We start from the raw sequence: 20,962 nt of genomic DNA on the forward strand, positions 1-20,962 counted from the left end.
CCTTGTTCATGACTTCCCCCATTTGGGCCATTGATGAAGACAACTTCCTCATCCTTAGACCGTAGGTGCTTGCAGCAAGTTCCAAGCTGCGCATGTGGGACGGGGGAAGTCCCTTTCATTCGTTGGGAATCTGATGTTACCTAGACGAACAAAGTCCACCTTGGCTGCGAAGCTCGGTCGCTTCGTTCAACAGTATGGCCGGAAAGCGCAAAAGGGCTGGGCCCGAACGACCGGAACTACGATCGAAAGCTTGAAGAAAAAATGAAGAAGCTCTCACCTGAGGAGCTCTCAGATCTCCTTTCAGGAGAAGACGTCAGCGTTGTTGAAAAAACTGAGAAACCAAAATCGTGAAAATCGCGCTCCGTCCCAGCCCTGCAGCCAACTGGACTGCCTCCACGCTGCGCTTTCCGGCAGCCAGTTACTTTTTACGTTAGGTTTTTTCATGGCATTCGTCCCGGAATTACAAAGGCCAATCTGGCTGTGCTCATTCAGCTTAAGTGGCGCAATTGGCGTCGAAGTAGTTGTACGTCATGAGGTTCCATCGCCGGAAGTTCAGTCACCAGTCGGCCGGTCTATTGCTGATGTAATGTCTGATGTGCAGGTAATCACTCCCTCGCCGACATACGAGTTAAGTTTTGTGAACGTTATTGTCTCGTCGGTATCAGAGGATTTCGCATTTTGCGATGATGAAACGGCCATCGGCGAAGGTGCGCAATTTGCACGCTTTGAAAAATCGAAGTTCTTGGAATTCTTGAATGTAATGTGTTACGAACCGGATATACTTACCGGTCCTCGTTATCACTACGTCCTGAGCTGCCTAAATGGTCGTGTCGATGTCGTTGCACGTGAGGCCCCGGTTATTCGGCTCATTGGAGAAACCTCGTTATGAAATGTCCTAGCCTTCAGTTCCAGCGGACGCCTCACGGCACCGCTGAACAGCGACGTTAGGCCTACTATGCCAAAGTCGAACACTCGCACGACCATCAAAAACAGCGCACTTGGCACAGTCGTTATCGCTGCTGTCGCAATTGTCCTGGCTGCTCTCTCTAATTCGCATGCCGCTGCCTACGCCTTTTCGGCAGGCATGCTTCTATCGCTTGCTTACGAGCTTGCCCTCGTTATTGTCTGGATCGATGGAAAGCCAATGCAAACACGAGGCGGCGTTCTCACCAAAGAAGAACAGCGAAGCGCGTATATCCGCAACCTTCTGCTCATGTCTCTGCTGGGGTGGGTGGCGTTGCTCGTATTTGCCTCGAATCTTATTGGGAAGGTAAGTGGTGCATTCCCCCCGACCTAACTTGTCCTTGCATTCCATGTATAAGCCGCCCAACAATTCCGTCAGCCGGACCGCCCCAACCACCTGAAATGCCGTACCAGCCCGAACCGACTCCAATTCTCACCCGGATTTCGCGGCGCCACCCAATCGCGCATACGGCTGCGTCGACCGCTCCAACGCCAGGCCCAGCCGCTCGACCATTTCACTGGCCGGCGTGCCCTCACTGAATCCCTTGACGGCAAACGTGTTGCGCAACGTGCGGCCGCCGCTGCGGGGAACGGCGATGCCGGCCCGTTGGAACGTGGCTTTCACCTGGCGGTAGACAGTGGCCTTGTCCAGCACTTCGCCCCGCACGTTGGCGGGGAACAGCAGGGGGCCGGGGATTTTCATGGCTTGCCGCTCGTCGAGCCAGCGGAACACTTCGGCGGCGGCGAACGCGGGCAGCAGGGTTTCGTGCTTGTAGCTGGTGTCGTGCTTGTCGGCCGGCGTCAGCTTGATGCGGTGCGCACCGTCCAGTTCCGGCGTCGGTACGATTTCATCGAAGTGCAGGCCGATGACTTCCGCCACTTTCAGGCCGCCGCACATCATGACCAGCTGCATGGCGCGGTCGCGCCGCCGTTTCCAGCCATTCCATGCGCCGCCACGGCGCACCGACGGCGGCACGTCGGGCAGGGCGGCCACGAAGCTCTCCGCCTGCGCGGCCGTCAACACCACCATGGCCGCATCTTCCGTCAGGCCGCGTGTCTGTTCCTCGCGGATCAGCGCAAGCTGAGCAGGGTTGGGCGATACATCCAGGTAGATGTAGCAGCGCTCCAGCAGGCGGATGTAGCGGCGCGCAATGGCGCTGTTCAACTCCCGCTTGCCGTGCTCACCTGCGGCGATGAAGTCGTGAATGTCGCCCGGCGTGAGGGCGGAGAAGCGGCGCCCGTGGTCCGCCATCCAGCGCGCGAACTTGCCGAACATCGTCACGTACACGTGCACGGAATCCGGCGACAGGGGACGGGGCGGGGAAGCCGTGCCGGCGCGGCGGCTGATTTGCGCGAATTCCTGGGTGCGGACGAACTGGGCGAATTGCTGGGTGGGTTGGGTATCCCACAGGGCGAGGAGAGGATGCATGGACAGCTCCGTTGGTGATGGCTGGCGAGATCATATTAAAACATATTGCAATTAACCACCGCACAGGTAACGAATCAAGTCTCATAGTGCAGAAATATAAGATGCAATTAACGAACACGATTTAAATATACTCCGAAGCATCGCCGCGCCGCTGCTGGCCGGCATGCTTTTCCGACACGCATGCCGGCCAGCAGGGATGGTGGTAGGCCGGCTTGTCGCGGCTTCGGCGGTGGCGGCGAATCGGGTACAATCGCGCCATGTTTATCGACTCTCACTGCCATATCAATTTCCCCGAACTGGCCACTCGGATGCCGGAGCTGCTCGCCAAAATGGCGGAAAATAACGTCACGCATGCGCTGTGCGTCTCGGTGGATTTGCCGGATTTCCCGCAAGTGCTGGCGCTGGCCGAACAGCACCCGCATATCTATGCCTCCGTCGGCGTGCACCCGGATTACGAAGACACGCCGGAACCGACGGTGGAACAGCTGGTCGAACTGGCCGACAATCCGCGCATCGTCGCCATCGGCGAAACCGGCCTGGATTACTACCGGCTCGAAGGCGACCTGGAGTGGCAGCGCGAACGTTTCCGCACCCACATCAAGGCATCGCGCATCACGCGCAAGCCGTTGATCATCCATACCCGCTCCGCCAGCGAAGACACCATCCGCATCATGGCGGAAGAGGGCGCGGGGACTGACAAGGGTGGCGTGGCCGGCGTCATGCACTGCTTTACCGAATCGTTGGAAGTGGCGAAAGCCGCGATGGCCATGGGTTTCTATATTTCGTTCTCCGGCATCGTCACGTTCAAGAGTGCGAAAGAATTGCAGGCCGTGGCGCTGGAAGTGCCGCTGGATCGCATGCTGATTGAAACGGATTCGCCGTACCTGGCGCCCGTGCCGCACCGGGGCAAGATGAACGAACCGGGCTTCGTGTGCCACGTGGCCGAATACATCGCCAAGCTCAAAGGCGTGCCGTTGGAACAGGTGGCGCAACAGACTTCCGACAACTTCTTCACGCTGTTTAACACCGCCCGCTGAAAGGCCTATCCATGAAGCGCCGCCTGCTGCTGTCCGTTTGTGCGTTGTTACCGCTGGCCTTGCCGGCGCAGGCGCAGGAATCGGATGACCAGGTGGCGTTTTTCCGTGCCGCACAGATGGATAATGACCGGGTGGTGCGCGACGTGCTGGCGCGGGGCCTGGACCCGAACGTGCACGAGTCCGACCGCGGCGAAACGGGCTTGATCGTGGCCATGCGCTACGATTCGAATAAAGTGCTCGGCGAGATACTGAAGCATCCCCGCGTCAACCTGGAAGAAACGTCGCCCAATGGCACCACGGCACTGATGATGGCGGCGTTCAAGCAAAACAAGGCGGCCGTCAACGCGTTGATCGCGAAAGGCGCGCAAGTGAACCGCAAGGGCTGGACGCCGCTGCATTTTGCGGCTACGGCGGGCGACCTGGAAATCATGGCGATCCTGCTGGAACACTATGCCTACATCGACGCCGCCTCGCCGACGGGCTTCACGCCATTGATGCTGGCCGCCCGCGAAGGCAAGGAAGAGGCCGTGCAGTTCTTGTTGCGCGAGGGGGCCGACGCCACGATCAAGGACTTTGCCTTTAAAATCGACGCGGCCGAATTTGCACGCCGCGCCGATAAACCGTGGATCGCCAAAGCCATCGAATCGCACCAGGCCGCCATTACCGTGATGAGCGGCAAGTAAGCCGCGCTCAAACCTGCCGGGCGGCGCGGCGTGCTTTTAGTGATGGTGGCCGTGGCCCATGGCCGCGGCACCGCCCCGGCCGTCAGGCAACACGACCTTCACGTTTTGCATCATGCCCTGGTCTTCGTGTTCCAGGATGTGGCAATGCAAGACGTATTCGCCGATATAGCGCTGATAGCGGGTGGCGACCTGGATTTTGTAGCCCTGCATGACGAACAGCGTGTCTTTCCACGTCCCCACCAAGTCCTTGTATTGCGGATCGATGTCGTCCCTGGCTTTGCCGGGATTATGGTTTTCAATGCTCACGACCTGGAATGGATTGACGTGGATATGGAACGGGTGGTTGCCGAGCTTGGACGTTAATTCCCACATTTGCTGGTCGCCCAGGATCAGCGTATGGTCGATGCGGTCAGGTTGATAGGCAAATTTCTCGGCAGGTTTCTGGTTCAGCGCCGGGTCGCCCATCACCATGAACAGGGTCGGGCTGGTCGTGCCGTCCGCCGGGGCGATGTTAAAGGTCACATATTCCTTCTTACCGCTGTCCAGTTTGGCGAGTTCTTCCGCAGTGAAGTTTTTGTGGGGTGTGAATTTGCTCAGGCGCATGCCGTCGGTCAGATCGGCAATGACGCGCTGCCGGACTTCCGGTTCGATCCGCGTTGACGGCATGCCTTGCGCCGCGTTGATGAGCGCCTTTTGCATGAATTGAGACTGGGAAAGCCCTGCCTTCGCGTAGGCGGCAGGATGGGCATTGGGTTTGGCGCGGATAACGCCCAGCAAGCGGGCACTGGCGGTATTGCCATTCGCGTCGGCAACGCTATTGTCGCCGATTACGCAATAGCTGCCAGCCTTGGGCAGCGCAAACAGAATATCGCTGCGATAACCCGGCTGCAGGGTATTAAGGGTTTTCCCGATGATGCGCGCATGCGTTAAACCATCGCTGGCCACTTCGAATTGCATCACGTCGGGGCCGTTACAGAGCTCGGCTATGTTTTCATCGCCTTTTTGTTCCGGTCCCACGGTGCCGGCTTTGGGCCGTGTCAGGTAGGCAGCCAGCTTGGCAGGGTCGCTGGCGTGTTTGATATGGAACACCACCGGGGCCTGGAAGCCGGCATCGATCAGGCGCCAGCGGTACACCTGCTGCTGGGTCAGATCAATCACAGGTTGAACCTGCCCATTGAGCGACGTATGGCGACCGGATTTGACCCAGATGCCCGGTGGACCGACCTGGCCGAAGTTTTCCACTACGCCGGTTTCGCCGGGCCGGCAATTCCAGTTGATTTTCGTCTGATTGTCGGACAAGCAGTCATAGGGAATTTGCTGCAGCAGCATGATTTCGGCACTGCTGCCTCCCACGGGCCGGAAGGATTTCAGCAGGGTATCCAGGTCGCCGTTATGCTCGCGCGTCGGATAGCGGTCGCCTTGCACCACCAGGGCGCCAGCCATGCCGCTGGCAACTTGCATGGCGGTGCTGCCATGCTGGTGCGGGTGATACCAGAATGTGCCGGCCGGATGATCGAGCGGGACATTGTATTCGTATTCGAAATTCACATTCGGGTTAATCGACAGCAGCACGTTATCGCTGTTCCCCGATGGCGATACCCACAATCCATGCGAATGCAGGTTGGTGACGTTAAAACAGCCGGGCTGGCCAGGCGCATTGATGCCCGCTTTTTGACATTGGCTTTCCGGCAGTTCCGGCAACTGGTTATATAGCCGGAAGCGCACGGTTTGTCCCGGTTCCATGACGACGGTTGGCGCCATGAAGCGGGATCCGTTGCCATCCTGTGCATCCCATCCCTTGTCGGCTTTTCGCTGATAAGCCCGTAAATTCACCTTGTCGTAGGTGGCTGTACTGGGGTTATAAATGGTTCCTTCCGTATAGCGGATAAACAAATCGTAGGATTTTTCAAACTCCGCGCGTTTGCCCAGTAACCGCAGGTTGGCCTCTTTACTGGTTTGCAGCAGCGGCGGAAGCCGCATCAGGCGCTGTTCCAGCGCAGTATCCTTTGCGTGCGCAAGGTTTTGACATATAGCTGCGAAAGCAATCAGTGCGTACCGCGATGGAATTCGACGTTGCATGCAAATCTCCGGATAAATTGCCGGGCTTGTGGATGGTTAGTTTGTCTCCGGCAATCTTGCATTATCCATAAATTGAGTTAAAGAAATCTCTCGAATTTTCACCATACGTACAGCTTTAATCTTGCTTGTCGATGCATTGAATTGACGGCATTTTCCCCTTCAGCTTGCCGAATGAAGCAAGCGAATTGAAATGCACAATGCCAATATCGCGCTGAAAAGGGAAAACCATGCTGAACGAACGTGAAATCGAGAGCTGCTACCTGGGGCAGTTCATCCCTGTACACTACCATCACAACATGCTGATGGACCAGAACCGCATGCACAGTTTCAAGGCCGCCATCGACTATGCGGTCAAACCGGGCATGAAAGTGCTGGAACTGGGTGGCGGTACCGGGGTCATGTCGTATTTTGCGGCGGCGAAGGCCAGCAAAGTCTATTGCGTCGAATTCAACCCGGACATGGTGAAGGAAGCGCGCAAATTTCTCGCCATCAACCAAAACGGGGAAAAGGTCGAGGTCATCCACGCGGATGCCTTTGAATACCTGCCGCCGGAACCGGTCGACGTCGTCATTTGCGAAATGATCCACGTCGGCATGCTGCGTGAAAAGCAGGTGGAAGTCATTGAATCGTTCAAGCGCCGCTACCTGGCACGCTTCGGCGGCCCGCTGCCCGTGTTCCTGCCGGAAGCGGCCATCATGGCGGCGCAGCCGATTTCTCAGGAATACGATTTCGAAGGCTTTTATGCGCCCATCGTGCAATTCCAGGAAACCCAGGCGATTTACCCGGGCACCGTGGAAATGGCGCAGCCTGCCGTGTATGCGGTGGTCGATTTCACGCAGCCCAACGATACGCTGTACCGCTGGGAAGGCAAATTTGTTGCGACGCGCGGCGGCTGCGTCAACGCCATGCGCTTCGTGACGAAGAACATCCTGGCCGTGGTCAGCGAGCGTAACACCACCATTGACTGGCTGAACCATTACATGAATTTGCCGCTGGAGCGGCCGATCCAGGTGGAAGAGGGGGATGTGTTGCTGGTCAGCTTCCAGTACCGCGCCGGCGGGTCGCTGCCATCGTTGCAGGCGTCGCTGGAGTGCCGGTTGCTGTATGAAGCGGCGCTGCAGCCGGCGCATCATTTGCCGGCGTTTGCCTGAAACACCGCCGCGTTGCCGGCATGGCGGCAATCCTGCGGATTACCGCCCTACGCGGTTTGCGCCGCGTGTGCCGGTCAGGCCAACAGCCGCTGGCGGGCGGCCAGGTATTCCGCCTTTAACCGCGCCGCCACCTCCGCCACGGACGGCGCGTCATGCATCAACCCCACACCCTGTCCCGCGCCCCAGATATCGCGCCACGCCTTGGCCTTGCTGCCGCTGCCGGAACCGAAATCCATCTTGGTCTTGTCCGCCACCGGCAGGTTTTCCGGGTCCAGCCCCGCCGCCAGGATCGACTTCTTCAGGTAATTACCGTGCACACCCGTGAACAGGTTGGTGTAAACCACGTCCGCCGCCGACGATTCAATGATCGCTTGCCGATACGCTTCATCGACGTTGGCCTCTTCCGTCGCCAGCCAGCGCGAACCGATGTACGCGAAATCCGCACCCATCGCCTGGGCAGCGAGGATCGCGTCGCCGGTGGCGATCGAGCCGGACAGCGCGACCGGCCCGTCGAAGAAGCGCCGCACTTCGCCGACCAGCGCAAACGGCGACAACGTACCCGCATGGCCGCCCGCGCCACTGGCCACCAGGATCAGTCCATCGACACCGGCTTCCAGCGCCTTTTGCGCGTGGCGGATATTGATCACGTCGTGCAGCACGATGCCGCCATAGCTGTGGATGGCGTCCAGCATTTCCGGCGGCGGCGCGCGCAGCGAGGAAATCACGATCGGGACCTTGTGCCGGACGCACACCTCCACGTCGTGCTCGAGCCGGGTGTTCGAATGGTGGACGATCTGGTTGACGGCAATCGGGCCGACTATGGCGTCCGGATTGGCGTCCTGGTAGGCGGCCAGTTCCGCCTGCAAGTCCGTCAGCCACGTGTCGAGCAATTCGGCCGGGCGCGCGTTCAGCGCGGGGAAGGAACCGACGATGCCCGCCTTGCATTGGGCCGCCACCAGCTTCGGCCCGCTGGCGATGAACATCGGCGATGCGATCACCGGCATGGACAGGTTACGCAGTACTTCAGGGATGTGATGCATGGTTATCTCCACGAACGGTTGTGCTTTTTATTGCCGATAGTATCAGAAGGCAAGAAGCTGTCACACCGTTCACCCCTTGATTTGCGCAATTTGTCGCGCGTGGTGACACTTGATCGCATAGGTATTGTCCGACAACGTTAGGAAAACTACAGTATCAGAATCGAAATCGCACTCTTACCCTGGAGCGTCCCATGTTGAGCTTTGTGTTGTGGCTGGTTCTGCTGTTCCTGTGCTGGCCACTGGCCTTGCTGGCACTGGTGCTGTATCCGGTGGTGTGGCTGCTCCTGCTGCCATTCCGGCTGATCGGCGTCGGCGTGGAGGCGGTATTTGAATTATTGCGGGCGATCGTCCTGCTGCCGGCGCGGGTGTTGCGCGGCTCGCCCGGGCGCTGAACCCGCGCCCGGACTCCCAACCTTCCTGACGTCCGGACCGACTGGCTAGGCCAGCGCGGGTTTGCCGGCGTTGGCCAATTGACGGTGGCCTCCGGCGGCCATCACGCCGGACGGTCCCGTCACAGCGCCCAGCTTGAAGACGCCGACCAGGCGTGACAGGTTTTCCGCCTGCTCCCGCAGGCTTTGTGCGGCGGCGGCCGCCTGTTCCACCAGCGCGGCATTTTGCTGCGTCACATCATCCATATCGGCTATCGCGTTATTCACTTGTTCGATACCGGCGCTTTGCTCCGAACTGGCGTTGCTGATCTGGCCGATGATGGCCGCCACCTGCTGGACGCTGTCGACCACGTCGTCCATGGTGCTGCCGGCGGCGGATACCAGTTGCGCGCCTGCGCCGACTTGTTCGACCGAATTGCCGATCAGTTCCTTGATTTCCTTGGCCGCTGCGGCGGAGCGTTGCGCCAGGCTGCGTACTTCGCTGGCAACCACGGCAAAACCGCGCCCCTGTTCCCCGGCGCGCGCCGCTTCCACGGCGGCATTCAACGCCAGGATATTGGTTTGAAAAGCGATGCCGTCGATCACGGCAATGATGTCGACAATCTTGTGCGACGACTGGTTGATCGCATTCATGGTATCGACCACTTGCGAGACGACCGTCTTGCCGCGCACCGCAACATCCGAGGCCGACTGCGCCAGGCGGTTGCCATCGCGCGCGCTGCCGGCGTTTTGCTGCACCGCACCGGTCAATTCTTCCATCGATGACGCGGTTTCCTCCAGCGCGCTGGCCTGGCGTTCCGTGCGGCCCGATAAGTCCATGTTGCCGCTGGCAATTTGCGTCGACGCGGCCACGATACTCTCCGCCCCATGGCGCACCTGGGAGACAATCCGCACCAGGCTGTCGTTCATGTCTTTCAGCGCGCCCATCAACTGGCCGGTTTCATTGGTGTTGGTCACGTCGATACGGATGCTGAGGTCGCCATCGGCGACACGCCGCGCCATGCCGACCGCTTCGTTGAGAGGGCGGGTAATGCTGCCCGCCACGCGCCACGCGATCGCCACCGTCAACAGGATCGCGGCGCCTGCCACGCCCAGCATGATCAGCTTTCCGCTGGCAAAGCCTTCTTTTACCAACACGGCCTCGGTCGCCATCATGCTTTGCTGCAGATCTATAAAGTCCGCCAGTAATTTCACATACGCTTGCTGCGCCCGCTGCACGTCGCCGTTGAGCAGCGTGCGGGCTTCGGCCGCTTGGCCGGCGCCCAGCAGTTTCAGCAGGGCTTGCTGGTGCGCGAGGTCTTGCGCCCGCGCCGCCGTGATGGCCGTGAAGATTTCCCGGGCTTTCGGCACATTGATGACCGCGTCGAGCCTGGCCAATTTTTCCTTGTTGGCTGCACGCAGCGCGTTCATGGCGTCGGCAGTGCGCCCGACAGCATCCGGGTCTTCCGCCAGCACCGCATCGCGCATCAACTGGTGGATCACGGCCACGTTGTAACGAATGCCATTGGCCAGTTCTATCTTGTAGTAACGGTCGTCCAGCATATTCGTCATGCGAACGCCCGCATCATTCATCCGCGATATCGCCACTGCGACGATCAATACCAGCAGGCCGACCACCAAGGCAAAGGCGTACCCGAGCCGGACGCCTATTTTAAGGTTTGAAAAGTTCATTTTGCCGCTCTCCCGGTTAAACGCTGCCTGTCAGAAACTTCCATTTCAGGTTAGGGCAGTGACATGCAAGGTGCAATGGAAAGCATCGCGTCAGGGGTTGAAATGCAACAAGTGACGCCATACGTGGGGATTCCAATACTGCTAGAATCGACAGGCAACATGCCGTTGCCGTCCTTCTCACCAAGGAGCATGTGATGACCCGCAAAACCCCCATCGAGCGTTACCGCAACATCGGCATCAGCGCACATATCGATGCCGGTAAAACCACCACCACCGAACGCATCCTGTTCTACACCGGTGTCAATCACAAGATCGGCGAAGTGCATAACGGCGCCGCCACCATGGACTGGATGGAACAGGAGCAGGAGCGCGGCATCACGATCACGTCGGCCGCGACCACGGCGTTCTGGAAAGGCATGGCCGGCAATTTCCCCGAGCACCGCATCAACATCATCGATACGCCGGGCCACGTGGATTTCACGATTGAAGTCGAGCGCTCGATGCGCGTGCTCGATGGCGCCGTCATGGTCTATGACTCCGTCGGCGGCGTGCAACCGCAATCGGAAACCGTGTGGCGCCAGGCGAATAAATACCACGTGCCCCGCATCGCGTTCGTCAACAAGATGGACCGCGTGGGCGCGGACTTTTTCCGCGTGCAGCAGCAAATCAGGGACCGCCTGAAAGGCTTCGCCGTGCCGATCCAGATTCCCACGGGCGCCGAGGACAACTTCCACGGCGTGGTGGACCTGGTGAAAATGCGCGCCATTAACTGGGATGACGCCAGCCTGGGCGTCAAGTTCACCTATGAAGACATTCCCGCGCACCTGGTGGAACTGGCGCAGAAATGGCGCGACTTCATGGTGGAGGCGGCGGCCGAAGGTTCGCCCGAATTGCTGGACAAATACCTGAATGGCGATGCCCTGACCGAAGAGGAAATCAAGGCGGGCCTGCGCGCGCGTACGGTGCGCAATGAAATCGTGCCGATGCTGGCCGGCAGCGCCTTTAAAAACCGGGGCGTGCAAGCGATGCTGGACGCGGTCATCGAATACCTGCCGTCGCCGGTCGACGTGCCTGCGATTGCCGGCCACGATGAAGACGATAATCCGATCGAACGCCATCCGTCCGATACCGATCCGTTTTCCGCGCTGGCGTTCAAGATCATGACCGACCCGTTCGTGGGCCAGCTGGCGTTCTTCCGCGTGTATTCGGGCGTCGTCAATTCCGGCGATACCGTCTACAACCCGACCAAGCGCCAGAAGGAACGGCTGGGCCGCATCCTGCAAATGCACGCCAACGAGCGCAAGGAAATCAAGGAAGTGTATGCGGGCGATATCGCGGCGGCGGTCGGCCTGAAAGCCGTCACCACCGGCGATACGTTGTCAGCGCCGGATCACGTGATCGTGCTGGAAAAAATGGTGTTCCCGGAACCCGTGATTTCGCAGGCGGTGGAGCCGAAGACCAAGGCGGACCAGGAAAAAATGGGCATCGCCCTGAACCGGCTGGCGCAGGAAGACCCGTCTTTCCGCGTGCATACGGACGAGGAATCCGGCCAGACCATCATGTCCGGCATGGGCGAGCTGCACCTGGAAATCCTGGTCGACCGCATGAAGCGGGAATTCGGCGTCGACGCGACGGTCGGCAAACCGCAGGTGGCGTACCGGGAAACCGTGACGCGTTCGGCGGCCGATGTCGAAGGCAAGTTCGTCAAGCAGTCGGGCGGACGGGGCCAGTACGGCCACGCGGTGATCACCTTGGAGCCGTCCGGCGCCGGCAAGGGTTATGAATTCGTGGATGCCATCAAGGGCGGCACCATCCCGCGCGAATTCATCCCGGCCGTCGACAAGGGTATCCAGGAAACCCTGCAGTCGGGCGTGCTGGCCGGTTACCCGGTGGTGGACGTGAAAGTCACGCTGACGTTCGGGTCGTACCACGACGTCGACTCGAACGAAAACGCGTACCGCATGGCGGGGTCGATGGCGTTCAAGGATGCGATGCGCAAGGCGGGCCCGGTGCTGCTGGAACCCATGATGGACGTCGAGGTGGAAACGCCGGAAGAATTCATGGGCAATGTGATGGGCGATTTGACGCAGCGGCGCGGCATGGTGCAGGGCATGGATGAAATCCCTGGCGGTGGCGGCAAGTTGGTCCGTGCTTTGGTGCCGCTGGCGGAAATGTTTGGCTATTCCACCACGCTGCGTTCGCTGACGCAGGGCAGGGCGACGTACACGATGGAGTTCAAGCATTACGCGGAAGTGCCGAAGCACATCCTGGAACAGATTGCCGTGTCCGCGAAGGGCAAGGGCCATTAAATGCCCCAGCGCCGGTGACGCAAGCCACCGGCGCTGGCTTATTCCGTCAGTTTGAATTTCAATTGCACAGAAATGGCCCCGTACAGACGATCCTTGTACCCGGGAATCACCGCGATGTTCGCCCCCACGCGCTCATACTCGTAACTGATGGCCGGGATCACGGCGGGAAACCAGCCGCCGTTGCGCGCGCGCGGATAACCGTTGAAGGCGCCGGCCACGGCGCCGAGCCGCAGCGGACCGATGGCCACCGGCTGCCAATACACGCCGGCATAATTGGAATAGCGGCGGTCGCTGTTGTAAAAGCGGCCGGCCGTGGCGGACATCACCGTGGAAAAACGGTATTCCGCGCCGAGACCGAAATTACTGTTGTTTAAATTCTTGCCGCTGTCGAAATGGAACGAATAGAAGCCGGGGTTAATCCACACCTGGCTCAGCGGTTTGTCGTCGATGGTGTGGAACAATTCATCGGCCAGGACTGCCGCGGGCAGCGTCGAGGCGATGGCAAGCAAAGCAAGCGAACAGCGGAATGAAATAGGCATGGCGTTGCTGTCAAATGAGGAACGCCGATTATAGCGGGGTTGTGTGCAGGCAGGAGGGCAGGTCGACTTGTATAGCACAAGCAATGGGGTGACTTTCTATCCAACTGTCACAATGTTGCGCTCGTGAGCCAGTAATTGCGCTAACTCAATAATATTCTTTCGCGCACTTTTTTCTTTGCTATATTGCATTACGAAGACTGCCGCACAGCCGCGTAGTCCCCCCTCTCGCATTGCTCCTGACTGAATACGGAATTCCCCGGTGCCGTCGCTGCACCGGTTGCCCCTGCTTTGCCCAGCTTCGGACTGAATGGAGGTTGCCATGATGCGTTTCCTGAACCAGTTACTCCTGTGGCGCAAGTTCGCCATCCTTGCCGCAATGGGATTTATCCTCGTCAGTGTGCCCAGCTTCCTGTACATACGGGATTCGTACAAGACACTGGAAGCGGCGCGCACGGAAACGCTGGGAACGGTGCCCGCGAAAGCCATGCTGCGCACCCTGCAATTGACGCAGCAAAGCCGCGGCTTGTCGGCGCTGGTCCTGGGTGGCAAGAAGGAAAAAGCCACCGAACTCAAAGCCAAGCAAATCGAAGCGGAACGCTCGTATGTCAACGTGCAGCGCATGCTGGCCGAGCGGGTCACCGACCCCGCCATCCTGGCCGCATGGAATGAGGCGCAAATGCAGTGGAAGGCGCTGGCGGCCGACGTCGCCAATGCCCGGGTCAGCGGCAAATCCAGCACGGAAGGCCACACGGCGTTGATCGCCAAAGTCACGGGCGTCCTGGACATGGTGTGCGACCACTTCCTGCTGACCCTGGATCCGGACGTCGACAGCTATTACCTGATTTTCGGCTCGCTGTACCATTTGCCGGCCCTGACGGAAGACCTGGGCCGGCTGCGGGCACGCGGCGCCAACTTGCTGACGCAAAGTAAGGTCACGGTGGAAGAGCGCACCGCGCTGTCGTCGCTGCTGGAAAAAGCCGGCGAGCACCACAATGCCATGAGCACGGCATTCACCAAGGCGGGCGCGGCCAATCCGGAATTGCGCGAAAAACTCGGCCGCATCATGGAAGACAGCCTGGGCGAAGCCCAGCAAGCCATGCAACTGGCCGATACGCACCTGATCAACGCCGACAAGATCAGCTTCCCGCCCACCGAATACGTGGCGCAATTTACCAAGGCCATCGATAACCAGTTCAAATTGCTGGACCTGGCGATGGGCGAGCTGGACCAGCTGCTGCAAGCGCGGGCGGCGCGCCTGACGCGCGCCGTCTACACGCTGCTGGCGTCGGTGACGGCGATCTCGCTGCTGGCCGGCTGGATCGGCTTCCTGATCACCATTTCCATCACGCGGCCGCTGCGTGAAACCGTGCGGATCTCCAACGCGATCGCCGTCGGCGACCTGGGCAACCGCATCGTGTGCGACCGCGCCGATGAAATCGGCCAGGTGCAGCAAGCGATCGGCAACATGGCCGATAAATTGCGCGGCACGCTGGACGACGTGGGCCGTGTCATGGGCGCCATGGCGTCGGGCGACCTGAGCCAGAAGATCGAACACCAGTACGAAGGCGCCTTTGCCACGTTGAAGAACCACACCAATAACACCGTGGCCAAACTGAGTTCCGTGGTAGCGGACGTCAACGTGGCGGCGCAATCGATCGCGGCCGCCTCCGGCCAGGTCAGCCAGACGGCGATGTCGCTGTCGCAGGCGGCGACGGAACAGGCGGCCAGCGTGGAAGAAACCAGCGCATCGCTGGAACAGATGACGGCATCCATCGTGCAAAACACGGAAAACGCCAAGCTGACGGACGGCATGGCCAGCAGCGCATCGTCCGAGGCGTCGGAAGGCGGCGAAGCGGTGCAGGCGACTGTCAAAGCCATGAATGAAATCGCCAGCCAGGTCAGTATCATCGATGACATCGCATACCAGACCAACCTGCTGGCGCTGAACGCGGCCATCGAAGCGGCCCGCGCGGGAGAGCAGGGCAAAGGCTTTGCCGTGGTGGCGACCCAGGTGCGCAAACTTGCCGAACGCAGCCAGGACGCCGCCAAGGAAATCGGCGTGGTGGCCCGCTCCAGCGTGGTGCTGGCGGAAAAGGCCGGCAAATTGCTGGACCAGATAGTCCCCAAGAGCAAACGGACGTCCGACCTGGTGCAGGAAATCGCGGCTGCTTCCGAGGAACAATCGCTGGGCGTGGGACAGATCAACAGCGCCGTGAGCCAATTGAATATCACGACCCAGCAAAATGCGGCCAGTTCGGAAGAACTGGCTGCCACGGCGCAGGAAATGAATGCGCAAGCCGAAGTGCTGCGCAAGGTCATGGGCTTCTTCAACGGCGTCCGCGCACCGGCGCCGGCGGCGCCGCAGCCCGTGGTGAAACCGGCCGCCGAAGTGCACCCCATCAAACTGGTGCAGTTGAACCGCCTTACCGAGGAACTGGCCGACAACGTGCAGGAGGCGAATTTTGTCGCGTATTGAAGGGGTGCCAGGTTGCCGCCGGCCCAAGGCCGCCGTCACTGCGGCAGCGCGTGCCGGTGCGGCGCCCGCATGGCTGCGGGGACGGCGGTGGCGCGCCACGCCGCAAGGGCGCCTGCATTGATGTCCTGAATTGATGCATTCAATCCATCGCTTGACACGAGTGTGACACTTGTCGCGCAATGTTCCGTATTGTCACATAGCTGACCTGCGTCACATTGGAGCCGCCATGACCGTCCCGTCCGTTACAGAACTCTGCGTACTGAAAGCGCTTTGGAAGCGCCAGCCGCTCAGCACCCGTGAAATCCACGATGCGGTCGCCGCCGAACTGGACTGGACGCTGTCGTCCACCCGTAAAACCGTCGAACGCATGCTGGAAAAGGGTATGGTCAGCCAGGCCGCCGCCCATGGCGTGCAAGTGTATGCGCCGGTGCTGGAAAAAGTCGGCACGCTGGCGGCCTTTGCCCGCGACTTCGGCCAACGTGTCATGGAACTGGATGCGCCTTTGCCGGTCGCCATGTTCACGGGCAGCAAGCTGGTTGATGCGACGGAACTGGCGGAACTGGAACAAATGCTGCAAGACTGGCCCGCCGACGAAGGCCAGCCGTGAACCCGGTTTTGAACCCCATCCTGAGCCAGTTCGACATCGTGCTGGTGCGCTTCCTGCTGGCCAGCCTGGCCAGCGTCGCGGCGGGGCTGACGGTATGGGCGCTGTGCCTGCTGTTGCGCCGCCTGTTGCCGGCGCTGGCCATGCAGCGCACCGGCTGGCTGCTGGCGCAACTGACGGTGGTGGCGGCCTTTGCCGTGACGCTGGTACCGCAGCAGCAGCGCATCCGCTTGCTGCCGCCGGTGGATATCGAAGCCGTCGACGCGGCCGTGACCCGCTATATCGAACCGGCCAGGCCGGCGGCTGTGATGGCGGTACCGGCACCGCCAGCCGATGCCGCGGGCAACACGAAATCGTCATGGCTGGCCGCGCTGGCGCTGTGCTGGTTTGCCGCGTATGTCGCGGGACTGGGGTGGCATACCGCCCGGCTATGGCGCGCACAGCGCCTGTTACGGCAGCTGGCTGCCAGCGGTTCGCCCGCGCCCATCGGCGATAACGGCGTGCCGGTGATCGAAGTCGATGCGGCCGTCCCACCCATGCTGCTGGGATTGTCGCGGCCACGCCTGCTGATTCCCCGCCATTTGCGGGCCTTCGATCCGGCCCAGCAGCGCCTGATCGTCGAACATGAATTGACGCACTGGCGCCGCCGCGACGTGCACTGGATGCTGGCCGGCGTGCTGCTGCAAACCTTGCTGTGGTTCAACCCTTTCATGCGCTTGCTGCGCGCCAGCCTGCTGTGGGCGCAGGAACTGGGCTGCGACCGCGACGTGCTGCGCGGCCGCCCGGCGCAGGAACGCAAGGCCTATGCGGCAGCCCTGGTGGCGCAACTGAAACTGCAATGCCTGCCTGTGGGAACAGCGCTGGCGTTCGGCGGCGTCAGTGTCGAAACCGTCAAGGCGCGCGTGGCGCTGATCCGCACGCCGGCCAGTGCGGCGCATGGCGCCCGTGTCCGGTTGGCGGCCGTCGCCGCGCTGGTGGCGACCGGTTTCGGCAGCTATGCGCTGCAGCCCGCGCTGGCATGGCAGGGTGCGGCAACGCCCGCCGGCGTGCTGCACTGCCTGGCGTTGGCCGATGCCGCCACCGGCCAGCCGCTGCTGCGCCAGGGGCAGTGCGATGCACGCGTGACGCCCGCATCGACCTTCAATATCGCGGTCAGCCTGATGGGCTATGACAGTGGCATCCTGCAAGATGAACATGCGCCGAGGTTACCGTTCCGCGAAGGTTATCCGGCGTGGAATGCATCGTGGCGAGCGTCGACCGACCCGACGGAATGGATACACAATTCCAACCTCTGGTATGCGCAGCAAGTCGCAACACAGGTGGGGGTTCCTGCATTCCAGCGCTACCTGGACCGCTTTGGCTATGGCAACCGCGATACGACGGGTGATGCCGGCGCTGACAATGGCTGGCGCCTGTCATGGGTGAATTCGTCGCTGCGGATTTCCGCCGATGAACAGGTGGCGTTCCTGCGCCGCCTGGTCAACCGCGACCTGGGTCTGTCGGCGAAGACATACGACATGACCAGCCGCCTGCTGAAAATCCGCACCTTGGCCAATGGCTGGGACGTGTACGGCAAGACCGGCACCGGTTCGCCTGTCGGCCCGGATGGCAAGGATGACCGGGCCCATGCCTACGGCTGGTTCGTCGGCTGGGCCGTCAAAGGCAACCGCACCGTCGTGTTTGCGCACCTGAACCAGGACCAGCAAGAGCAGGCCGATGCGGCCGGACCGCGCGCCCGCGAAGCCTTGCTGCGTGTATTGCCCGCGCAGCTGGACGCGCTGTAACCCGGCCACCGGCTTTTCCCCCCAACAGTTTTTCCACTGGCACGCGGCGCGATCCGCGGCGTGCCTTGTCACGCCCATTGTTTTTAAACAGGAGACTCACGATGTTGAAATTGTTCGCCGCTGCTTGTGCCGCATTGTTCCCCGCCGTCGCCGTGGCCGCACCCGATGCCGCCGCCATCCGCCAGGTCGTCGATGCCGCCGTCGGTCCCGTCATGGCGGAATACGACGTGCCCGGCATGGCGGTCGCCGTCACGGTCGACGGCCAGGCCATGTTCTTCAATTACGGCGTGGCCGCGCGGGACAGCAAGCAGCCCGTCACGGAAGCCACGCTGTTTGAACTGGGTTCGGTCAGCAAAACGTTTACCGCCACCCTGGGCGGCTATGCGCAGGCGCTGGGCAAGCTGTCGCTGGCCGACCATCCGGGAAAATATGTCCCGCAACTGAAAGGCAGCGCCATCGATCACGCCAGCCTGCTGCACCTGGGGACGTATACGGCGGCCGGCTTCCCGCTGCAAATTCCCGACGACGTGAAAACGCAGGCGCAGCTGTTCGACTATTTCCAGCACTTCAAGGCCGACGGCGCGCCCGGGCAACGCCGCAGCTACTCGAATCCCAGCATCGGCCTGTTCGGGTATATCACCGGCATGGCGCTGGGTGGCAGCTTTGCCGATGCGGCGGAGCGCGACCTGTTCCCGCAACTGGGCCTGCAGCACACTTACATCCGTGTGCCGCAATCGGCCATGGCCAGCTACGCGTGGGGCTATTCGAAGGAGCAGGCGGTCCGTGTCCGGCCTGATTTGTTCGATAGCGAAGCGTATGGCGTCAAGTCGACTGCCGCCGACATGATCCGCTACGTGCAATTGCAAATCGATCCGTCGAAACTGGCCGCGCCCATGCAGCGCGCCGTGCATACCACGCAAACCGCGTATTTCCAAGTGGGGCCGATGGCGCAGGGACTGGGCTGGGAATCGTATCCATATCCCGTCAGCCTCGATCAACTGTTGAAGGGTAACTCCGGCGACATGGCGTTCGAACCCCAGCCCGCCCGCGCGCTGACACCACAAACTCCGGCAGCGCCAACCCTGTACAACAAGACCGGCTCCACGCGCGGCTTCGGCAGTTACGTGGTGTTCGTCCCGGCGCAGAACATCGGCATCGTATTGCTGGCGAACCGCGCCTATCCCAACGATGCGCGCATCAAGCTGGCGTATTCGGTGTTGCAGAAACTGGCCATGGCTCGTCAGCCCATGTGATTGGCTTTACAGGCCCGTTCATGCGGGTCGCCCGCCTCCCGGCTTCATGGTGAAATGGAATCACAAGAACAACAGTAGCTAAACCACACCTAACGGAGACGAATTCATATGAAAGTTCTGGTAAAACTCGCCACCGCAGCCGCCCTGGCCGGCGCGCTCGCAGCCCCGGCGGCACATGCCGCCAACAGCTATCCGATCGTGCTGGTGCACGGTTTCCTGGGCTTTGGCCCGGATACGTTGCAGGGCACCGGCTTCCTGTACTGGGGCGGCTTCAACGACGTCGCCGGCCACCTGCGCACGCCGGAGCGCAAGGTGTATACGGCGGCGGTCGGTCCCGTCAGCTCCAACTGGGACCGTGCCGTGGAACTGTATTACCAGATCAAGGGTGGCTGCGTCGACTACGGCGCGCGCCACACGGCGCTGCACGCGGCGGCCGGCGAAATCCAGAAACCGGCCGGCAAATGCTGGGCCGTGGATCCCAACAACAATCCCAACAATTACCCGGTCGCGCTGTATCCGCAATGGGATGCGCAGCACCCGGTCCACCTGGTGTCGCACAGCCAGGGCGGCCAGACCGTGCGCACGCTGATCCAGTTGCTGGAAAACGGTTCGCCCAACGGCAATGAGGGCGACAGCGCGCTGTACACGGGCGGCAAGACCGGCTGGGTCAAGAGCGCGACGACGATTGCCACGCCACACAACGGCACCACGTTGCGCGACGTGATCGTCGACTACGTACCGAAAGTGTCCGAGCTGGCCGGCAAGATCGTGGAAGTGGCGGGCCTGGGCGGCAGCAGCAACGCCATCTACAAATTCCGCTTGGAACAGTACGGCCTGGCGCAAGGGCCGTCGGAATCCATCAGCGATTTCGTGGCCCGCACCAAGGGCGCGCCATTCTGGCAACTGGGTAACCACGACGCCGCGCAATGGGACCTGGGTCCGGACGGCGCCGCCGAACTGAACGCCTGGGTCAAGACGTCGCCCAACGTGTACTACTACTCGATCGGTTCCAAAGCCACCGAGCAGGGCAGCTTCTGCTGCAACAACACGGACCGCGTGATTGCGCCGTTCCAGAGCAGCAGCTACCAGTACGCGCGCAACGACATGATCTTCTTCCTGAAGAACACGGCGGGCGAATGGGTGGTGCCGTCGATCCTGCAACCCGGCATGGGTTCGTACACGCAAACGGCGGCCGGCCGCGTGCAGACGGATTCCACCTGGTATCCGAACGATGGCGTGGTCAACACCGTCAGCATGAAGGGACCGAGCGGCCAGCCATTGCGCAACTTCGACGGCACGTCCGTCAAGGGCACGTGGAATTACCTGGGCTATTACAACCAGTACGACCACTTTGACGTGATCGGCTGGGAAAACGCACCGTCGGCGGTCTATCCGATCTACGACAACATCGCTTCCATCATTTACGGCCTGTGATCATGCGCAGCGGACTGCTTATCGGCGCCGCCATGGCGGTGCTGACAGCGCGGCTGGTCGCCGGCAGCGGCGACGGGCCAGCCGGGGAACCGCCCGCCACGGCGCGGGCGGCCAGCGCGGC

At 61.1% G+C, this 20,962-nt stretch carries 17 protein-coding genes and 1 pseudogene; 13 read left to right on the top strand and 5 right to left on the bottom strand.

The annotated features are described in order from the left end of the window. Positions 1 to 319: 319 nt before the first annotated feature. A complete protein-coding gene (locus tag GJ700_RS34030) occupies positions 320 to 889 on the top strand; it encodes a hypothetical protein (RefSeq protein WP_154382542.1) in 570 nt (189 codons plus the stop codon). 66 nt (positions 890 to 955) lie between these two features. After that, complete coding sequence (locus GJ700_RS34035; RefSeq protein ID WP_154382544.1) at positions 956 to 1,297, top strand: hypothetical protein; 342 nt, start codon at positions 956 to 958, stop codon at positions 1,295 to 1,297. Between the two features lie 99 nt (positions 1,298 to 1,396). Here GJ700_RS34035 and GJ700_RS34040 read toward each other — a convergent pair whose 3' ends face one another. Continuing rightward, positions 1,397 to 2,392, bottom strand: coding sequence for a tyrosine-type recombinase/integrase (locus GJ700_RS34040; RefSeq protein WP_154382546.1), 996 nt, complete (start codon positions 2,390 to 2,392; stop codon positions 1,397 to 1,399). 257 nt (positions 2,393 to 2,649) lie between these two features. Between GJ700_RS34040 and GJ700_RS34045 the strand changes: the two genes are divergently transcribed. Both GJ700_RS34045 and GJ700_RS34050 read left to right on the top strand, forming a co-directional pair. Continuing rightward, entirely contained in the window at positions 2,650 to 3,429 is a 780-nt protein-coding gene (locus tag GJ700_RS34045) for a TatD family hydrolase (protein ID WP_154382547.1), read from the top strand. An 11-nt stretch (positions 3,430 to 3,440) separates the two neighbouring features. Next, complete coding sequence (locus tag GJ700_RS34050; RefSeq protein WP_154382549.1) at positions 3,441 to 4,112, top strand: ankyrin repeat domain-containing protein; 672 nt, start codon at positions 3,441 to 3,443, stop codon at positions 4,110 to 4,112. Positions 4,113 to 4,148: 36 nt separating this feature from the next. On the opposite strand, the gene GJ700_RS34055 is transcribed toward GJ700_RS34050, so the two are convergent. Further along, a complete protein-coding gene (locus tag GJ700_RS34055; protein ID WP_229507402.1) occupies positions 4,149 to 6,092 on the bottom strand; it encodes a multicopper oxidase family protein in 1,944 nt (647 codons plus the stop codon). Positions 6,093 to 6,418: 326 nt separating this feature from the next. Between GJ700_RS34055 and GJ700_RS34060 the strand changes: the two genes are divergently transcribed. Continuing rightward, a complete protein-coding gene (locus GJ700_RS34060) occupies positions 6,419 to 7,342 on the top strand; it encodes a class I SAM-dependent methyltransferase (protein ID WP_154382553.1) in 924 nt (307 codons plus the stop codon). Between the two features lie 74 nt (positions 7,343 to 7,416). Here GJ700_RS34060 and GJ700_RS34065 read toward each other — a convergent pair whose 3' ends face one another. Beyond that, positions 7,417 to 8,382, bottom strand: a complete 966-nt coding sequence (locus GJ700_RS34065; RefSeq protein ID WP_154382555.1) for an NAD(P)H-dependent flavin oxidoreductase — start codon at positions 8,380 to 8,382, stop codon at positions 7,417 to 7,419. A 191-nt stretch (positions 8,383 to 8,573) separates the two neighbouring features. On the opposite strand from GJ700_RS34065, the gene GJ700_RS34070 reads away from it, so the two are divergent. Beyond that, entirely contained in the window at positions 8,574 to 8,774 is a 201-nt protein-coding gene (locus GJ700_RS34070) for a hypothetical protein (RefSeq protein ID WP_154382557.1), read from the top strand. 45 nt (positions 8,775 to 8,819) lie between these two features. On the opposite strand, the gene GJ700_RS34075 is transcribed toward GJ700_RS34070, so the two are convergent. After that, on the bottom strand, positions 8,820 to 10,442 hold the full coding sequence (locus GJ700_RS34075) for a methyl-accepting chemotaxis protein (RefSeq protein ID WP_154382559.1): 1,623 nt from the start codon (positions 10,440 to 10,442) through the stop codon (positions 8,820 to 8,822). A gap of 194 nt (positions 10,443 to 10,636) precedes the next feature. Between GJ700_RS34075 and fusA the strand changes: the two genes are divergently transcribed. Then, positions 10,637 to 12,751: an elongation factor G gene (fusA, locus tag GJ700_RS34080; protein WP_154382561.1), complete on the top strand. Its 2,115-nt coding sequence runs from the start codon at positions 10,637 to 10,639 to the stop codon at positions 12,749 to 12,751. A 38-nt stretch (positions 12,752 to 12,789) separates the two neighbouring features. On the opposite strand, the gene GJ700_RS34085 is transcribed toward fusA, so the two are convergent. Beyond that, complete coding sequence (locus GJ700_RS34085; RefSeq protein ID WP_154382563.1) at positions 12,790 to 13,290, bottom strand: hypothetical protein; 501 nt, start codon at positions 13,288 to 13,290, stop codon at positions 12,790 to 12,792. Positions 13,291 to 13,609: 319 nt separating this feature from the next. On the opposite strand from GJ700_RS34085, the gene GJ700_RS34090 reads away from it, so the two are divergent. From GJ700_RS34090 to GJ700_RS34110, 6 genes and pseudogenes are all read left to right on the top strand, one after another. Then, positions 13,610 to 15,766, top strand: a complete 2,157-nt coding sequence (locus tag GJ700_RS34090) for a methyl-accepting chemotaxis protein (RefSeq protein WP_229507403.1) — start codon at positions 13,610 to 13,612, stop codon at positions 15,764 to 15,766. A gap of 226 nt (positions 15,767 to 15,992) precedes the next feature. Then, positions 15,993 to 16,373 carry a BlaI/MecI/CopY family transcriptional regulator gene (locus GJ700_RS34095; protein ID WP_154382565.1) on the top strand — a complete coding sequence of 127 codons (381 nt, stop codon included), beginning with the start codon at positions 15,993 to 15,995 and terminating at the stop codon, positions 16,371 to 16,373. Positions 16,374 to 16,417: 44 nt separating this feature from the next. Further along, positions 16,418 to 17,203: pseudogene (locus GJ700_RS36415) on the top strand (M56 family metallopeptidase); the annotation flags it as partial. A 141-nt stretch (positions 17,204 to 17,344) separates the two neighbouring features. Beyond that, positions 17,345 to 18,154: a class D beta-lactamase gene (gene blaOXA / locus GJ700_RS36420; RefSeq protein WP_443094171.1), complete on the top strand. Its 810-nt coding sequence runs from the start codon at positions 17,345 to 17,347 to the stop codon at positions 18,152 to 18,154. A gap of 101 nt (positions 18,155 to 18,255) precedes the next feature. Then, positions 18,256 to 19,407, top strand: coding sequence for a class C beta-lactamase (ampC, locus tag GJ700_RS34105; protein WP_154382567.1), 1,152 nt, complete (start codon positions 18,256 to 18,258; stop codon positions 19,405 to 19,407). 108 nt (positions 19,408 to 19,515) lie between these two features. Further along, positions 19,516 to 20,841, top strand: coding sequence for an esterase/lipase family protein (locus tag GJ700_RS34110; protein ID WP_154382569.1), 1,326 nt, complete (start codon positions 19,516 to 19,518; stop codon positions 20,839 to 20,841). The last annotated feature ends 121 nt before the right edge of the window (positions 20,842 to 20,962 follow it).

The organism is Pseudoduganella rivuli (assembly GCF_009674485.1).
Lineage (GTDB): Bacteria > Pseudomonadota > Gammaproteobacteria > Burkholderiales > Burkholderiaceae_D > Rugamonas > Rugamonas rivuli_B.

What these genes read in the sequence shown, in the direction of transcription:
- GJ700_RS34035 (WP_154382544.1), top strand. Translation starts at nt 956, where the DNA reads ATGCCAAAGTCGAACACTCGCACGACCATCAAAAACAGCGCACTTGGC.
- GJ700_RS34040 (WP_154382546.1), bottom strand. Translation starts at nt 2,392, where the DNA reads ATGCATCCTCTCCTCGCCCTGTGGGATACCCAACCCACCCAGCAATTC.
- GJ700_RS34045 (WP_154382547.1), top strand. Translation starts at nt 2,650, where the DNA reads ATGTTTATCGACTCTCACTGCCATATCAATTTCCCCGAACTGGCCACT.
- GJ700_RS34050 (WP_154382549.1), top strand. Translation starts at nt 3,441, where the DNA reads ATGAAGCGCCGCCTGCTGCTGTCCGTTTGTGCGTTGTTACCGCTGGCC.
- GJ700_RS34055 (WP_229507402.1), bottom strand. Translation starts at nt 6,092, where the DNA reads ATGCGGCTTCCGCCGCTGCTGCAAACCAGTAAAGAGGCCAACCTGCGG.
- GJ700_RS34060 (WP_154382553.1), top strand. Translation starts at nt 6,419, where the DNA reads ATGCTGAACGAACGTGAAATCGAGAGCTGCTACCTGGGGCAGTTCATC.
- GJ700_RS34065 (WP_154382555.1), bottom strand. Translation starts at nt 8,382, where the DNA reads ATGCATCACATCCCTGAAGTACTGCGTAACCTGTCCATGCCGGTGATC.
- GJ700_RS34070 (WP_154382557.1), top strand. Translation starts at nt 8,574, where the DNA reads ATGTTGAGCTTTGTGTTGTGGCTGGTTCTGCTGTTCCTGTGCTGGCCA.
- GJ700_RS34075 (WP_154382559.1), bottom strand. Translation starts at nt 10,442, where the DNA reads ATGAACTTTTCAAACCTTAAAATAGGCGTCCGGCTCGGGTACGCCTTT.
- fusA (WP_154382561.1), top strand. Translation starts at nt 10,637, where the DNA reads ATGACCCGCAAAACCCCCATCGAGCGTTACCGCAACATCGGCATCAGC.
- GJ700_RS34085 (WP_154382563.1), bottom strand. Translation starts at nt 13,290, where the DNA reads ATGCCTATTTCATTCCGCTGTTCGCTTGCTTTGCTTGCCATCGCCTCG.
- GJ700_RS34090 (WP_229507403.1), top strand. Translation starts at nt 13,610, where the DNA reads ATGATGCGTTTCCTGAACCAGTTACTCCTGTGGCGCAAGTTCGCCATC.
- GJ700_RS34095 (WP_154382565.1), top strand. Translation starts at nt 15,993, where the DNA reads ATGACCGTCCCGTCCGTTACAGAACTCTGCGTACTGAAAGCGCTTTGG.
- ampC (WP_154382567.1), top strand. Translation starts at nt 18,256, where the DNA reads ATGTTGAAATTGTTCGCCGCTGCTTGTGCCGCATTGTTCCCCGCCGTC.
- GJ700_RS34110 (WP_154382569.1), top strand. Translation starts at nt 19,516, where the DNA reads ATGAAAGTTCTGGTAAAACTCGCCACCGCAGCCGCCCTGGCCGGCGCG.